The following is a 16,914-nucleotide window of genomic DNA, read 5'->3' as shown; positions in this document are numbered from 1 at the left end:
ATTTTCAGATCGCATTGCGGGGCGCGCTGTCTACTGATTTGTCATACTGCAAAGCATCATTTAGCACCGTCATATCTACTGTTTTACAAGCGATAAGTAAGAAATATAATATAAGGGGAAGGAATGTTTTCATAGATAAGAGATAAGAGGTAAGAGATAAGGGGTAAGAAGTGAAAAATTAAAAATAATAAACTTTGCCAAAGGTGCGAGCCGCACGGGCAGGAAAACTTTGGCAAAGTTGGATATTATAAAGAATTATACTTTCTTTACTATAAAGTAGTTTTTCTTTCCGCGTTGTAATAAGATAAATTTACCATCTACAAGGTCTTTTTCCCCTATTTGGTAGTCTTCACCTACTTTCTCTTTATTTACCGAAATAGAATTTTCTTTCAAGGCACGACGAGCTTCGGAATTAGAACTAATGAAGCCTGTTTTTGCTGAAAGAATAGCAATCATATCAAGTCCACCAGCGATATCGGAGGCACTTACTTCGGCTTGAGGTACGCCGTCAAACACTTCTAAGAAAGTTTTCTCGTCTAAAGTGCGCAAATCGGCAGAAGTAGAGTTACCAAAGAGGATTTGTGATGCTTTTTGGGCTTTCTCAAGCTCTTCGCGTCCGTGTACTAATAGGGTGAGTTCTTCAGCCAATTTGTTTTGCAATACGCGCAAGTGAGGCGCCTCGGTGTGCTGTGCGATGAGACTATTGATTTCCTCTTTGCTGAGCATTGTAAAGATTTTGATATAACGCTCGGCATCGGCATCGGAAGTATTAATCCAATATTGGAAGAACTTGTAAGGTGAAGTTTTTTCAGGGTCGAGCCACACATTACCACCTTCACTCTTACCGAATTTAGTACCATCGGCTTTGGTAATCAGCGGGCAAGTGAGGGCATACGCCTTTCCGCCTGCAATACGGCGAATAAGCTCAGTACCTGTGGTGATATTTCCCCATTGGTCAGACCCTCCCATTTGCAAAGTGAGGTTTTTCTCTTGGTAGAGATGCAAAAAGTCATAACCTTGCAAGAGTTGGTATGAGAATTCAGTAAACGACATTCCATCGGTATTTTCATTAGGGTCAAAGCGCTTTTTTACTGAATCTTTAGCCATCATATAGTTCACAGTGATGTGTTTACCAATATCGCGGATGAAGGAGAGAAATGAGAAGTTTTTCATCCAATCGTAGTTATTCACGAGCTCTGCGCGATTGGAGGCGGTACTTTCGAAATCGAGGAATTTTGCCAATTGTTTTTTAATACCCTCTATATTATGTGCTAATACTTCTTCGGTAAGCAAATTGCGTTCAGCCGATTTACCTGAAGGGTCGCCTATCATTCCTGTTGCCCCCCCTACAAGTGCATAGGGTTTATGACCGCAATTTTGGAAATGGCGCAACATCATCACGCCCACTAAGTGCCCGATATGTAACGAATCGGCTGTAGGGTCAACCCCCACATAAGCGGCGCGTAATCCTTCCATAAGATGTTGTTCAGTTTCAGGCATTATATCCTGAATCATACCGCGCCAACGCAATTCTTCTATAAAATTCTTCATTAGTTTTTGTTCGTTTATAATTTATAATTTGGGCAAAGGTACAAATTAATTGAGAATTAACAAGTAAACAAGAAGACAATCTATAAAAACGAATATCATTCAAGTTTCTAACGATTTTAGACGAAAGAAAAATATTAACATTTATTTAGAAATAAAGAAATCTTATTTTTTCATAAGATGGTAATATCTTTTTCTTAAAAAATAATTAAAATATTTCCATCAAAAAAACCTTTATTTTTCGATTTTTGTATTTTTTAGATTGAAAAAGCACTTTTTCAATTAAATTCTTTTCGATTGATTGATAAAAGGTTACAGAAATCGAAATGTTAAAATTTAAATTTTGTTAATAAATTTATTCGTTAAAATTTGGCAGTTTATTAAGAACTTCCTACCTTTGTCGAAAATAAATTTTTATTAAATGAAAGTAAAAGAATCAATGTTGCTATTCGTTTTGTTACTATGCTGCACTGTAGCAATGGCACAAACGAGAGTATCTGTTACAGGTTCTGTTACAGGTAACGATGGACTGCCCCTTCCTGGGGTGAGTGTGGTTGTCAAAGGGACAACTCGTGGTGTTTCAACCGATTTTGATGGGAAGTACGAAATTCAAGTCGCTCCTAATGAAGTACTTGAATTTAGTTCTATAGGCTATGCTTCTCAGCTTAAAAAGGTTGATACTAAAAAAGGGACGTTTACTTTAAACATCGTCCTTAAAGAAGAAGCGCAACAACTTGGCGAAGTAGTAGTTACGGCGTTAGGTATCAAGCGTGAACAAAAGGCTTTGAGCTACAATGTACAACAGGTAAACGCCGAAGAACTTACTAAAGTGAAAGATGCAAACTTTATCAACTCACTCACTGGTAAAGTAGCGGGGGTAACGATTAACCGCAGTTCTTCAGGTGTAGGAGGTGCTACCAAAGTAGTGATGCGTGGTGCTAAATCTATTGAAAAAAGCAACAACGCGCTTTATGTGGTAGACGGCGTACCTATGCTCTCCACCACTTCTACTCAAGGTAGCGGTAGATTCAATTCACAAGGAACTACCGAAAGTATTGCTGATATCAACCCCGACGATATCGAAAGTATGACGGTACTTACAGGGGCATCGGCTGCTGCGCTCTATGGTTCGGCTGCTGCCAATGGGGCAATCCTTATCACTACTAAAAAAGGTAAAGAGGGCAAAATGAACATTCAGCTATCTTCAAACACTGAATTTGCCAATCCTTTTCTCTTACCTGAATTCCAAAACAGCTATGGCAGTGATGGCAAAGTAACTTCTTGGGGAGCTAAATTACCCAGCGATGCCAGTCGTTACGATGTGAAGGACTTCTTTAGAACTGCCACTACCCTTACCAATTCGGTAGCGCTTTCTGGAGGTACTGAAAAGAATCAAACTTATTTTTCAGCAGCTTCTACCAATGCCGAAGGGTTGGTACCTAACAACCATTACAACCGCTACAACTTTACAGTGCGCAACACTACCCACTTGCTTAACGACCGTTTGCGCATTGACGCTTCAGCGAGCTACATTCTCCAAAACCACCTCAATATGATTAACCAAGGGGAATATATGAACCCCTTAGTAGGTGCTTATTTGATGCCTCGTGGTTACGGTTTGCAACGCGCTCGTCAGTTTGAACGTTACAACCCTACTAATCATATTTATGAACAAGTATGGGGGGATTTTGCAGCTGGTTCCGACGGTACTTTCAACGGTAGCTTTGCAGGTGATTACACTTTGCAAAACCCATATTGGGTAGCTTATCGCAACTTGCGCGAAAGCAAACGCGAACGCAATATGCTCTCTTTGGGCGTTACCCTCGACCTCAAACAATGGAGCCCTACTGAAAAATGGGATATTTCAGGTCGTGTGCGCACCGATAACACCAACTTCACCAGCACCGACAAACGTTATGCTTCTACTTTGTCGCTATTGGATATGAGCAAAACAGGTTATTTTGGTATTGCTCGTGGTTATGAAAAACAAACTTACTTAGATGTTCTAACGAACCTCAACAAGAATTTTGAATGGGAAGGTGTAGGTCGTTTCTCTTTAGTAGCCAATATCGGGGCTTCTTTGCAAGACACACGTTATGACGAATTAGGCTATAAAGGACCTTTGCGCAAAGACGGTATTCCTAACGTATTCAACGCTTTCAATATCGACCAAGGTGCTGCTAAAACTCGCCCTTACCAATCAGGTTATACCGAACAAACTCAATCTATTTTTGGTAGTTTGGAAGTAGGTTACAACAGTTGGCTCTACCTCACCCTCACTGGTCGTAACGATTGGGCTTCACAATTAGCAAACTCTCCACAATCTTCTTTCTTCTATCCTTCAGTGGGACTTTCAGGAGTACTTACCGATTTGCTTTCAGCTGAAAAGAAAGCTAAATTATACAATACTCTATCGTTTGCTAAAATGCGTGTAGCCTTCAGTTCGGTAGCTTCTCCTTTTGATAGAGAACTCACTACCCCTACTTTCACTTTCAACGAAGATACTAAAGTATGGAAAGCCGTTTCGTATTTTCCTATCGGGGAATTGCGCCCTGAACGCACTGATTCTTACGAAGTAGGTATCGCTACCAAATGGCTCAAAGGTACTCTTTCATTTGATGCTACCGTTTATCAAACCAACACTTACAACCAAACTATCAAGGCTGAGATTTCACCTTCTACAGGTTACGACGGTATCTACTTGCAAACAGGTGATGTACGCAACCGCGGACTTGAAGTGGGCTTGGGTTACGATTTGAAAATCAAAGATAAATTCAACTGGAACAGCTACTTTACAATGAGCTACAACGAAAACAAAATTATGTCGCTTGTTGAAGATTACATCAACCCCGTTACTGGGCAACGCGAAGGTCGCAGTTACTTAGAAAAAGGAGGTATTGGTGGTGCTCGCTATATCCTTAGAACAGGAGGTACTTTAGGCGATGTATACGCTTCTAACGATTTCAAACGCGATGCCGATGGCAATTTGTTATTAGATTCAAATGGTCGTGTGAGTGTACAGAATTATAACAATTTCAACGATTATGTGAAATTAGGTAGCGTGTTACCTAAATACAACTTAGGTTGGCGCAACGATTTCAATATTGGTAATATAGGCTTTGGTGCAATGCTGGCTGGACGTATCGGTGGGGTTGCTATTTCTATGACTCAAGCAGCCTTAGACCACTACGGTGTTTCTAAAGAATCGGCTGAGGCTCGCGATGCAGGAGGCGTAAATATCAATGGTTACAGAGTTCCTGCCCAAAGTTACTTTGAAGAACGCGGAAAAGGACGTATCGCTCAATACTACACCTATTCAGCTACTAACTTCCGCTTGCAAGAAGCTTATGTTTCTTACCGTTTGCCTCGCAAACTCGTGAATGATAAAATAGATGTTACCCTTTCGATAGTAGGTAGAAACTTAGCAATGCTCTATAGCAAAGCACCTTTCGACCCCGAAGCCGTTTCATCTACTGGTAACTACGCTCAAGGTTTAGACTACTTTATGTTGCCAAGCCTTAGAAGCTATGGTTTTAGTATCAAAGCAAACTTTTAAATAAGCGCAAAAAGAATGAAAAAATATATTATCCCTGTATTAGCGCTACTCGCTGTAGGCTGTACTAAAGATTTTAAAGATTTCAACACAAACCCTTACGGAGCTACTGATGAACAGCTTAGTAGAATCCCACAAGGAGGAAATGAGCTCGTTGCCTTGCAAAAATTGGTAGTACCTCAGCAGGAAAACTCTTACCAAATGTGTTTTGACCTGCCCGCTACTCCGTATGCAGGTTATGCCTCACAACCTAAATTCCAAGCCGATTACCCTGTGTATAACCCACGTACAGGTTGGACTGACTATGTGTTCGACGACACTTATACCAAGCATCTCTATCCTGCCTTTTTTGCCCTAAAAAGCTATTCTAAAGGCGATATGAGCAAATACTATTTTGCTTGGGGTACTGTGTTGCGCGTAGCTATCACTCATTGGCTTACCGATAGTTATGGCCCTCTACCCTACTCCAAAATGGAAGCTGGTAAAACCCAAACTCCTTACGACAAACAATCGGATTTGTACAAATATATGGCTGAAGACCTCAAAGCTGCTATCAACACCTTGAAAGCTGTAGATGCATCCGATCGCCAATATGCCGATTTTGACCTTGTTTACAAAGGTGATATGACCAAATGGGTGAAATACGCTAACTCTTTGCTATTGCGTATAGCAATACGTATGAGCGATGTAGACGAAACTAACGCCAAAGCGTATGCTCAATTTGCCATTGCCAATGGAGTGATTACCGAAAATGCCGATAATGCTATGCTTGAAACTCAAGACAATTCAGTTTTCAAAGTAGCTGTAAGTTGGAACGACTCACGTGCAGGTGCTGATATTGTAGCCTATATGAATGCCTTTTCCGACCCACGTCGCGAAGTTTATTTCACTGAAGTTGCAGGCTTACCTCAAAAATACATCGGGTTAAGAAGCGCTGCTCCTGCTATCACAATAGATCCTACCAAGTTTTCAGCTCCTAAGCTCACTAAAGAATCACCTATGGTGTGGATTACCGCTGCCGAAGTAGCTTTCATCAAAGCTGAAATGGCACTCAAAGGCTGGGGCTTTGTAGGCGATACCGCCGAAAACTTGTATAAAAAAGGTATTGAACTATCATTCGCTCAACACAATGTTGCCATAGGAAATTACTTGAGTAACACTAGTGTTCGTGGTGCTTATTACGACCCTCGACAAAGTGCTTACAACAACCCTACTTTCTCATCAGCTATTACCGTAAAATGGGATGACAGTGCCAGCAATGAAGTGAAATTATCAAAGATTATCACTCAAAAATGGATTGCGATGTACCCTTACAACTCACACGAAGCGTGGGCTGAATGGCGCAGAACGGGTTATCCTAACCTTATGGCTCCCGTAGAAAACCGCAGCAATGGGGTGATTACTTCGGTAAACCAAGTAAATGGCAAAGACACTGGTGGTATGCGCCGTTTGCCTTTCTCTTCTAAAGAGACTACTAATAACCCTACCAATCGCAACGCTGCTGTAGGTTATTTAGGCGGTGCCGATAATGGTGCTACCGACCTTTGGTGGGTGAAGAAATAACTTAATCTTTAAATGTTATCACAATGAAAAAATTAATATTCATAGCCTCGTTACTCGCCGTTGCTTGTAACGATATTGAACCAATAGATATTGACACTCCCAAACGTGAAATCAACACTCAGGCGCTTACCCAATACAAAGCCGACCTAAACAAGCGCCCAATCACTATGGGAATGCTCTACAATTGGGGAAAAGAAGCAGGCGCAATCCTGATGAATACCCCCGATAGCTTAGATGTGATTGTTGTGAAAAACAACTACAACGCTATCGACGAAATACTCCAAAACGATTTGAGAGACGTACAACAAAAGAAAGCGACTAAAGTATTGCTCGGTATCGACTTTTCGGCAGCTACCACTACCGATACTACCAAGCTCACCAAACAAGCTAACGATGCTCTCGCTATCGCCAAAGCCAATGGTTTTAACGGTGTGAGTGTAGAGTTTCCACAAGAAAGTAGCGACTACTTCTCTCAAGCGGCTTTTGATGCGGTACTTTCGGCTATTGTTGCTAATAAAGGCAACTTGCTCTTTGCTGTTGAAAATATGTATGGAGGAGACACAAAGCACATTGAGAAAGCTAATTGGGTAATATTCCGCAAAAAGGACAATGAGCTATTACGCAGTTTCACTGATCAAGCTGAAAAGTGGAAACCCTTGCGCTATTTACCCTCTACCGATTTTAGTGAAGAAGGTCTCGCTGATGGTTTTAGCGATACCACCAACTTCAATCCCGACGGCAAAGATGGTCGCTATCCGCGAACAGTAGATATCGTTAATTGGAAAGCCTCTAACCGCGCTGGGGTAGCCCTTTACCACATCGAAAAAGATTACTACAACCTTTCGGGTAAAACTACTTTCAAAACCTTGAGAGGCATCATTCACAAAGTACAACAACAAAAATAGAAATAATGAAACGAAATTTAATCATAGGAATGTTCCTCGCCCTTGCGGCTTGTGCTCCTAAAGAAGATGTAGGAGGAGGAGCTAAAGCAGGAGGACAATCGGCAGTATTGCTCCAAAAAGACGGTAATAAAACTGCCGAATTTTCCTCTCCAATAGCCCTTTCGGCGCAGGCTAATGAAGTAGGTACTCAAAAAAGTGTAGCCTACCAAGTGCAATTGTTCAAAGAGAACAACAGTAATTTGGCTGCTTATGTCACCTTAGACGATAGCCAAGTAGCCAAATACAACAGCTTATACAACACTAAATACACCGTGTTACCCGCTAAATACATTTCGTATACAAAAACCTTGAACATCAAAGCAGGTAATATACTATCGGACGAAGGAACTGCCAAAGTAACCGTTTCCGATGAATTGAAAGACAATACTGCTTATATGTTTGCCTTACGACTCACCTCAGTGAGTGGAGCAAGTGTTACCCCTAACACTCAACTGCTTATGGTGAGCTTTGAAAAGATAAAAGGTCAGATTAAAAATACTTTAGCAGTTACTCGTGATGAGTACTTGGAAGTTGATAATGGAGGATACTCCAGCGTTAGTGATATTGGTTATACCTTCACTATGGAAGGACTTATCAATATACAGAAGTTTAGAGGTCCTGGTGACAATGGGGAAGCAGGCATTTCTACCTTTATGGGTACTGAAGGGAGAACCTTATTGCGCTTTGGTGATAATGGTGTAGACCCCGACCATTTGCAAGCCAACGGTCAAGATATAGGGCTAAAATTCAAAACTAACCAATGGTATCATATCGCTTTGGTAGTAGACGGCGGCAAAACTATCGCCTATGTAAATGGTAAGAAAGTAACTGAGTTTGACAGTTCAGGAAGTCTTAGTACTTTCTACATTGGAAAGAGTTGGAGTGATTATCGCGGTATTGTAGCGCGCTTTAGTGAACTCCGCTTGTGGAGTGTAGCTCGTACTGCCCAACAAATTAAAGACGGTATGTACGAAGTAAATCCTACTGAAAGTGGCTTGTACGCTTATTGGAAAATGAACGAAGTGAAAGAGAATAAAATTCCTGACGCTTCGGGTAACAACCGCTTCCTTACCCTACAAGGTCAAGCTAATAAAGGCGGTAGACAAACTATTAAACTACACGAAGAAGAAAAAGGTGTAAAAATAACTGAATAATATGAAAGCAAAATACATCATAGCTAATATAATGATAGGTGCAGCCTTGCTGTACGCTTGCGACAAGGATAAAATAGAATTGCCTCAACCCGAGAACAATACTATGAACAGCCAAGGCAGTGCCTTGTATTACAAAACGGCTCCTCAAGAGGAAGTAACAAACCTCTCTGCCGATGGTGCTTATACTTTTGTAACCAAAGTAGGAAAAGCGGCCTCCGATGCGGGTGCTGTTACTTTGCTTACTGGCTCTATGGAAAAAATCGTTAAAGATTACAACGCTTTCAAAGGAGTTTCAGACTATAGTTTGTTACCTTCAGCTAATTATACTTTTGAAGGTAGCAATTATACCAAAGGGGCTACTGAGGCTGAAGCAAAACTTACCATCAAAAACTTTGCTTCTTTGGATTATGGCGACTATTTGCTCCCTTTGAAAGTAGAGATGGCAGGACAGCAAGCATTCCATTTGGTAAAAGTGCATAAAGATGGAGAATATTCTGCTCTTAGCGAAACCTCTAAAAAACCTATGCCCCCCGGAAGCTATAGCTGCCCCGACCGTAAGGAACCTATGAAAATGGTCGCTTATGTAGAGACTAACGACTGGGATATCCGCAATATGGGTCAGTTTATACTTAAAGATAGCAAAAAGCCAGTATTTGACATAGTCGTGCTTTTTGCTGCTAATATGAACTACGATATTCCAAAAGGCAAACGCTATTTATCTTTCAACGACAAGTTGCAACCTATCCTCAAAGACCCCGATAAGTATATCAAACCGTTGAAAGATAGGGGAATTAAAGTAGTAGTAGATATCTTGCCTAACCACCAAGGGGTAGGTTACTATAACTTCCAAAACTATGAAGAAGCTCTTGAGTTTGCTCGCGATTGCAAACAATATGCCGATAAGTACGGTTTTGACGGTTACGACATAGACGAAGAATGGGCAGACTACTACAAACTAAAACAAAAACCTGAGAAAGGAAATGAATCTATTTTGTGGTTTATGAGGGCTATGAAAGAAGTAATGCCCGACAAACTCCTTACCTTATATGACTATGGACATAGGTTATATTATAGTGATATTGATGAACATGGTAAAGGAGCAAAGGACTACTTAGATTATAGCTGGTCAGATTATGGTAGAAATCAAACTTCTTTTGTAGGACTTCCTAACGAAAAATACGGAAAAATGTCTGTTAATGCTAGCAATGGAACTTACGCTATAAATTGGTCGGCAGAACCTAATGTAAGGGATTGCTTCGGAATGATGATGATATACAATATCAATGGAAATAGTATAGCAGCAGGACGAGTAACTGGAAGCCTAAGTACTGCTACTAGGTTATTCTACGGTGAAGATTGTATTTTTTCTGGTAAATACCATAAAGGTCCTAGAGATAGGTAATACTTTATTACTTTATAAAAAGGAGAGGCTGCCCTTGCATTGGGGGCAGCCTCTTTATTTATGCTATACTACTTTATTTATGCTACTACTATTTGTACCGTATCGGCAGCTACTTGCTTGAGTAATACGGTTTTTCCCATTTCTACTGTTTGTATAGCTGCTGGAGTGGCGTGGCGAATGGTATAAAGTGTTACTTTTTCGGTTACTGAGACTTTAAAACGCTCTTCTAATTTTTCTAATAGTTCTGCCAAGGTATCAAACTTGTTGTCTACACATACCGAGAAACTAATCGCTGAGTTTTGTATCACACTCACTTTCATTTGTGCTTTGTGCAAACTCTTGAAAATATAACTAATACCCTCTTCCACTATAAACGAGAAATCACGAGAGGAGAGCGAGAGTAATATCTGGTCTTTTTTGAGGATAAAGCAAGGTACTTTAGGCTCTAATTCAGGAACATTACACACGGCACTTCCTTCGGCTGTAGGATTTACAAATGAACGTACATAGAGAGGAATTTCCTTTTGTTGTAGGGGTTGTAAGGTTTTAGGGTGAATCACCGAAGCTCCATAGAACGCAAGCTCTATAGCCTCTTTATACGGGATTTTGTGTAAGAGCTCAGTATGTTCAAAATAACGAGGGTCGGCATTGAGCACCCCTGGCACATCTTTCCATATTGTTACACTCTCGGCATCGAGGCAATAGGCAAAGATAGCAGCGGTATAATCGGAGCCTTCACGCCCTAAAGTAGTGGTGAAGAAATTGGCATCACTGCCCAAGAATCCTTGAGTAATATTTAGCAGTGATTTGTTGATATGGGTGCGGATATTACTTTGTGTCTCTTCCCAATCAATAGAGGCATCGCGATAGTTGCTATCGGTTTTTACGAGATTACGCACATCTATCCAAGTATTTTTAATACCATTATCATTCAAAAACTGACTGATAATAGTGGTAGAAATGAGCTCGCCAAAACAAATTACTTGGTCGTACACAAAACTGTGTTTCGGTGACTTGTTGCGTTCTAAAAAGGAAGTGAGTTCGGCAAAAAGCCCATCGACTTTCCAGTACACAGGATGATTTTCATCGGTGAATAACTCGCGAATGATATGATAGTGAAAATCCTTTATCACTTGGATACTTTCGGCGAGTTTTTCTTGTTCTTTGAAATAACTGTTCACTACCACTTCCAAAGCATTGGTAGTCTTCCCCATAGCTGAAATGACGATGAGGGTATTGGCATAGCCTACATTTTCTAATATTTTAGCGACATTGCGCACGCCTGCAGCATCTTTCACTGAGGCACCTCCAAATTTGAATATCTGCATTTTAATTAGGTAAGAGGTAAGAGGTAAGAGTTATATCTAAAGCCTTTTACCGAAATTGACAAGGCAAAAGTAGTGTATTTTAATGAAAGGAGAAAAGAGAAAAGCGAAAAAAGTCAATTAGATAATTTGTTGTTATATCTATAACTAAAAAATAAGCGCTGAGGGATACTCAACGCTTATTCTATTGAAGTGTTATGTTTTTATTGTCCAGCTTGTTTTTTAGCTTCAGCTTTCATTTTTTCGTTAGGAACGATTACCACATTCACACGGCGGTTTTTAGCACGACCTTCAGGAGTATCGTTGCTTGCTACAGGATTTTTTTCACCGTACCATTTGGTAGTAAAACGACTGCCTGCTAAACCTTTACTTTTAAAATAGTTAGTAACAGCTTGTGCGCGGCGTTGTGAAAGACCTAAGTTATACTCATCTTTACCTACGCTATCAGTGTGACCAGCTACTAACACATTAGTATCAGGGTATTCTTTAAGGATAGCCGCTAACTTATCTAAGGTTTGCTTTGATTTTTCGTTGATGTTGTACTTGTTAGTATCGAAGTAAACACCTCCGTTGTTTTCGTCAAAAGTAACCACGATACCATCGTCTACGCGTTTTACATCGGCACCAGGGATTTCTTCTTCAATTTTTTTAGCTTGTTTATCCATTTGGTGACCAATAACAGCCCCAGCTGCACCACCTACTACAGTACCAAGTACTGCGCCGAGTTCGCTATTTTGACCGTTACCGACGTTGTTACCTAAGATAGCTCCTAACAGAGCACCCCCTGCAGCACCAATTACAGCTCCACGTTGTGCTTTGTTTGTATTATTGTATGCCTCACAACCGGTAAGCAACACGGCTGCTGACAAGGCTAAAACTACGAATTTTTTCATTTTTTCTTATGGTTTTTAATTATTTTACAAAGTTCATTGAGATCACAAAAGGTTTGCCATCTACTCTTACGGTTTGTTCCCATACCATAGCATTTTCTGATATGCTTGCTAAGTGCAAACGAATACCTGCATTGGTTTCGGATTTGTATTTTTCATTAGTAGGTTTCAACAAGAAATCGTAATATCCGGTAGATTTATCGATTTGTTGTACTACGAAAATGAAGTTTCTTTGTCCTGTAGAGCAACCACCTGCATTGATAGTATAGTGCCCGCGGTTGTTGTTAGGAACAAATTTCCAAGTACTACCTTCAAAACATTCTTTTGAGGTATCGTTCAATAAGGTAACATCAAACTTACCTTGTTCGCTATAAGTAATAGACTGTAGAGTCCATTCACCTTTGATAGCTTTGTCGGCTACATTAGTTTCTTTAGGTTTAGCAGTCATAGAGTTAGAGCTCTTACAAGCCATTACCAATGCTGCCATTACAAATAGAAGTGCAATTTTTCTCATCTTGATAAATATTTTGTTTTGGGGGCAAAAATACAGTTTTTATTGATAACTTCCATAACAATTAACTAAATATTAACATTCTATTACTAAATTGTCATAAGCTAAAAATACGTTTTTGGGTAGTTTTTTTTGAATCTCATCGTGAAAACCAAATGTTTGGCTCACGTGAGTGAGGAAAGTACGGCGGGGTTGTACTTGTGCTATAATTTCTAATGCTTCCGATAGATTGAGGTGGGTAGGGTGCGCTTGTTCTCTCAAACAATTTAACACTAAGGTATCTACCCCTTTCAGTTTTTCTATTTCGCTGTTTTCTATATATTTAGCATCGGTGATGTAAGCGAAATTTTCAATTCGGTAGCCTATAATGGGCAAATTGCCGTGCATTACGTGTATAGGTTGCACTATTTTTCCGTGTAAACTAAAGGGTGTACTATCTATTTCGTGAGCAATTACTGAGGGAGCTCCTTCATATCTATTTTCGGTAGCAAAGATATAGGCGAAACGGACTCTCAACTCGTTGATTACGCGTTTGAGAGCATAGATAGGCATATCACCTTGGAGGCGCACAAAAGGGCGTATGTCGTCCATACCAGCGGTATGATCGGCGTGTTCGTGAGTAAAGAGGATAGCCTCTAAGTGCTGCACGTTGTTAGTGAGCATTTGCTGTCTAAAATCGGGGCTACAGTCTATGACGATATTGGTATGCTCCCAACTGATGAGAGCCGAAGTGCGCAAGCGTTTGTCTTTAGGATTTGTACTTTTACCAACGGGGTGGTCGCTTGCTATTACAGGGACTCCTTGAGAAGTGGCTGTACCGAGGAAAGTAATCTTCATTTTCAGGTATCAGGTGTTAGGTATTAGATAAGAGGTAAGAAATAAGAACTTTGGCTCTTACTTCTTACCTCTTACTTTTTACCTTATAAAAAGGTTTATTTTTTATGACGTGGTTCTGAGGATACAGTTAGTTTTTTACGTCCTTTAGCGCGACGGCGTGCTAATACTTTTCTACCATTGGCAGTAGCCATACGTTCTCTGAAACCGTGTTTATTTCTTCTTTTTCTTTTTGAAGGTTGAAATGTTCTTTTCATTGCTTGTTAATCTTAAAATCTTATTAAAAATGATACTTTGTCTCTCTATTTTATCAATAGCGGGGCAAAAGTACATCTTTTTTTTGGAATGACAAAATTTTTTATAGGTAAAAGGTAAAGGGTAAGAGGTAAGAAACTGTTAAATCTTTATTTTACAATGATTTAATTGAAATAAAATTGTTATTACACCTCTTTATTTTTTCTTGTGTAAGACTCTGTACTCTTCGTAACACTGACTGATGGCTTCGAGTACTTGGAGGTCGTTAGCGGTCATTATAAAGTCGTTAGAATAATTGCAAGAACGGATGATTTCTTCGAGTTCGGAGCGGTCTACTTGCAAGAGTTCTAATAGAGTTTCGCGGTCGTAACGGGTAGAAAGGGCATCACTCAATTGATTATCTTTGCGCATCTCTCTCAGTTTGCGCATTTCCTTTCCTTTGGCACTAAAAGAGCGGCTCAGCAGGTCGGCGGGGTTCATTACGGCACTGAGTACGCGCCCTACAGCACTAGCATTAGCACGGCTTTCATAACCTATTTCTAAGCCCGAAACGCTATAGCGTGTATTGTTGTTGATAGGAGCATTTTTAGCATCGATATCTAAGTATCCGGTGAGTTTATAAGGGGTAACGACGACTTCTTCCAAGGCGTAGGCGAGTTCGGTCATACCTATTTTAAGCCCTTGGAATTTTATCATATCATTGGTAATCCTTATTTTAGTAGATTTATACCCCAAAAAAGATATATAAAGCGTATCATTAGCTGTTACTCTAATGGTAAAATCTCCTTTTTCATTGGTTGTGGTTCCTCGTACTTTGTTGAGGTTCAAAATATGTACATTAGTCATTGGTTTGTTGTTCTGCACACTATACACGTGTCCGTGCAACTCAGTTTCTTGAGCTGCCAGCGTACTTACAAACAACAACATACAAAACCACAATATCTTCTTCATCATAATTAATTCTTTTTAAGGGTAAAAAAAGAGGTGTATAGGGATTTATTATATTAACGTGAGTTCGATGTAAGTAATTATTTAACAATCAGTAAAATATTTTTAATCTCCCACGAATTACACAAATTTTCACGAATTTGGGAGTGTATAAAAATCTTTATTTTTTTATTATCTCACGAATTTTCACCTGACGGTGAATTATTTTGTGAATATATTATGTTACAAAGCTGTAAATCAATGTTCTGTTATATCGAACTGACGTTATATTAATAAAGAGGTTGTACAAAAAGTTTTATCGGTGTGGGCGTTTGCAGCACATACCCAGCTATCGCTGGTTTTCCTACATAACACACTCTAAAAATAATTGATTATCAGAATAATACACTTTGCCAAAGTTTTAGACTTTGGCAAAGTGTAGCGATGCAAATACGATTTTGCAACTTATTGGACAGTCTCTTTGTGAGGTTATTAGTTCTTCACATTGAAGGCTTTTTCTTTAGGATAGTAAGCTACTGAACCTAAAGATTCTTCGATGCGGAGTAATTGGTTGTACTTCGCCATACGGTCGGAACGTGAAGCAGAACCAGTTTTGATTTGTCCGGTGTTCAAAGCTACAGCCAAGTCGGCAATAGTATTGTCTTCAGTTTCACCTGAACGGTGAGACATTACGGCAGTATAACCAGCGCGGTTAGCCATATCTACGGCTGCGATAGTTTCAGACAAAGTACCGATTTGGTTTACTTTGATAAGGATAGAGTTTGCAATACCTTTAGCAATACCTCTTTCAAGGATAGATACGTTAGTAACGAACAAATCATCACCTACCAATTGTACTTTTTTGCCCAATTTGTCAGTAAGGAGTTTCCAACCATCCCAGTCGTTTTGATCCATACCGTCTTCGATAGAGATGATAGGGTATTTAGCTACCAATTCAGCCAAGTAGTCAGCTTGTTCAGCTGAAGTACGCACTTTACCTTTAGCGCCTTCAAAGATAGTATAGTCGTATTTACCATCTTTGTAGAACTCAGAAGAAGCACAGTCTAAGGCGATTTTGATATCTTCACCCCATTTGTAACCAGCTTTGTTTACAGCTTCTTTGATAGAATCGAGTGCATCTTCGATGTCTTTGAAGTTAGGGGCAAAGCCACCTTCATCACCTACAGCAGTACCGAGACCTTTGTCGTGTAATACTTTTTTAAGGTTGTGGAATACTTCTGAACCCATTTGGATAGCGTGTGAAAAGTCTTTAGCATTCACAGGCATAATCATAAACTCTTGGAAAGCGATAGGTGCATCGGAGTGAGCACCAGCATTGATGATGTTCATCATAGGTACAGGCAAAGTGTGAGCACTTACCCCACCTACATAGCGGTACAAAGGCAAACCGAGTTCTTCGGCAGCAGCGCGAGCAACCGCTAATGATACGCCAAGAATAGCGTTAGCTCCTAATTTAGATTTGTTAGGAGTACCGTCGAGCTCGATCATTGTTTTGTCGATAAGGTTTTGTTCGAAAACGTCCATACCTACGATTTCTTCCGCGATGATATCGTTTACATTGGCAACGGCTTTAAGTACGCCTTTACCCATATAATCTTTACCGCCGTCGCGCAATTCAACAGCTTCGTATTCACCTGTTGAAGCTCCTGAAGGAACAGCAGCTCTACCAAGGAAACCATTTTCAGTTTCTACATCTACTTCTACGGTTGGATTTCCTCTTGAATCCAAAATCTGACGTGCGTGCACGCTTACAATAATACTCATATATTTTGTTATTTAATTATTTACGAATTTAATTAGAAAATTAGTCAATGTGATAATTAGCAAATTTTGTAATGCAAAAGCTACTTGCTAATTTAACGTGAGTTCGGCATAAGTAATTATTTAACAATTAGCAAAATATTTTTAATTTCCCACGAATTACACGAATTTTCACGAATTTAGGAGTGCTTAAAAGTCCTTTTTTTTTTTATTATCTCACGAATTT

14 protein-coding genes are annotated in these 16,914 nt (G+C 39.8%); 5 read left to right on the top strand and 9 right to left on the bottom strand.

All coding sequences use genetic code 11. The features are described from left to right. Nucleotides 1-4: 4 nt before the first annotated feature. Nucleotides 5-133 carry a hypothetical protein gene (locus JMN12_RS15455; protein WP_262896512.1) on the bottom strand — a complete coding sequence of 43 codons (129 nt, stop codon included), beginning with the start codon at nt 131-133 and terminating at the stop codon, nt 5-7. A 122-nt stretch (nt 134-255) separates the two neighbouring features. Continuing rightward, complete coding sequence (gene tyrS / locus JMN12_RS04020) at nt 256-1,551, bottom strand: tyrosine--tRNA ligase (protein WP_203137345.1); 1,296 nt, start codon at nt 1,549-1,551, stop codon at nt 256-258. Between the two features lie 418 nt (nt 1,552-1,969). On the opposite strand from tyrS, the gene JMN12_RS04015 reads away from it, so the two are divergent. From JMN12_RS04015 to JMN12_RS03995, 5 genes are read left to right on the top strand one after another with little or no spacing between them, the layout of a single operon-like run. Continuing rightward, on the top strand, nt 1,970-5,104 hold the full coding sequence (locus tag JMN12_RS04015; protein ID WP_009413363.1) for a SusC/RagA family TonB-linked outer membrane protein: 3,135 nt from the start codon (nt 1,970-1,972) through the stop codon (nt 5,102-5,104). A gap of 15 nt (nt 5,105-5,119) precedes the next feature. Beyond that, nucleotides 5,120-6,664: a SusD/RagB family nutrient-binding outer membrane lipoprotein gene (locus JMN12_RS04010; RefSeq protein WP_203137342.1), complete on the top strand. Its 1,545-nt coding sequence runs from the start codon at nt 5,120-5,122 to the stop codon at nt 6,662-6,664. A 23-nt stretch (nt 6,665-6,687) separates the two neighbouring features. Continuing rightward, entirely contained in the window at nt 6,688-7,569 is an 882-nt protein-coding gene (locus tag JMN12_RS04005) for a glycoside hydrolase family 18 (protein WP_203137332.1), read from the top strand. A gap of 5 nt (nt 7,570-7,574) precedes the next feature. Next, complete coding sequence (locus JMN12_RS04000) at nt 7,575-8,762, top strand: DUF1735 and LamG domain-containing protein (protein WP_203137330.1); 1,188 nt, start codon at nt 7,575-7,577, stop codon at nt 8,760-8,762. A gap of 1 nt (nt 8,763) precedes the next feature. Next, complete coding sequence (locus tag JMN12_RS03995) at nt 8,764-10,164, top strand: BT_3987 domain-containing protein (protein WP_203137328.1); 1,401 nt, start codon at nt 8,764-8,766, stop codon at nt 10,162-10,164. Between the two features lie 77 nt (nt 10,165-10,241). Here JMN12_RS03995 and JMN12_RS03990 read toward each other — a convergent pair whose 3' ends face one another. The 7 genes from JMN12_RS03990 to eno form a co-directional block, all read right to left on the bottom strand. Continuing rightward, on the bottom strand, nt 10,242-11,492 hold the full coding sequence (locus JMN12_RS03990; RefSeq protein WP_198466216.1) for an aspartate kinase: 1,251 nt from the start codon (nt 11,490-11,492) through the stop codon (nt 10,242-10,244). A 200-nt stretch (nt 11,493-11,692) separates the two neighbouring features. Continuing rightward, nucleotides 11,693-12,382: an OmpA family protein gene (locus JMN12_RS03985; protein ID WP_203083994.1), complete on the bottom strand. Its 690-nt coding sequence runs from the start codon at nt 12,380-12,382 to the stop codon at nt 11,693-11,695. A gap of 19 nt (nt 12,383-12,401) precedes the next feature. Further along, entirely contained in the window at nt 12,402-12,893 is a 492-nt protein-coding gene (locus JMN12_RS03980; protein WP_002680690.1) for a lipocalin family protein, read from the bottom strand. Nucleotides 12,894-12,965: 72 nt separating this feature from the next. Next, entirely contained in the window at nt 12,966-13,727 is a 762-nt protein-coding gene (locus JMN12_RS03975; protein WP_203083993.1) for an MBL fold metallo-hydrolase, read from the bottom strand. A gap of 95 nt (nt 13,728-13,822) precedes the next feature. After that, nucleotides 13,823-13,981 (bottom strand): 50S ribosomal protein L34, encoded by a 159-nt coding sequence (gene rpmH, locus JMN12_RS03970; protein ID WP_002669412.1) that lies wholly within the window; start codon nt 13,979-13,981, stop codon nt 13,823-13,825. Between the two features lie 193 nt (nt 13,982-14,174). Next, nucleotides 14,175-14,933, bottom strand: a complete 759-nt coding sequence (locus JMN12_RS03965; RefSeq protein ID WP_203137326.1) for a carboxypeptidase-like regulatory domain-containing protein — start codon at nt 14,931-14,933, stop codon at nt 14,175-14,177. 465 nt (nt 14,934-15,398) lie between these two features. Then, a complete protein-coding gene (gene eno / locus JMN12_RS03960; protein ID WP_203081153.1) occupies nt 15,399-16,691 on the bottom strand; it encodes a phosphopyruvate hydratase in 1,293 nt (430 codons plus the stop codon). Nucleotides 16,692-16,914: the final 223 nt, after the last annotated feature.

Origin of the sequence: Capnocytophaga genosp. AHN8471, assembly GCF_016806945.1 — a bacterium.
GTDB classification, from domain to species: domain Bacteria; phylum Bacteroidota; class Bacteroidia; order Flavobacteriales; family Flavobacteriaceae; genus Capnocytophaga; species Capnocytophaga periodontitidis.
Note: the sequence above shows the minus strand (reverse complement) of the source record. Positions and strands in the feature narration are given on the sequence as shown.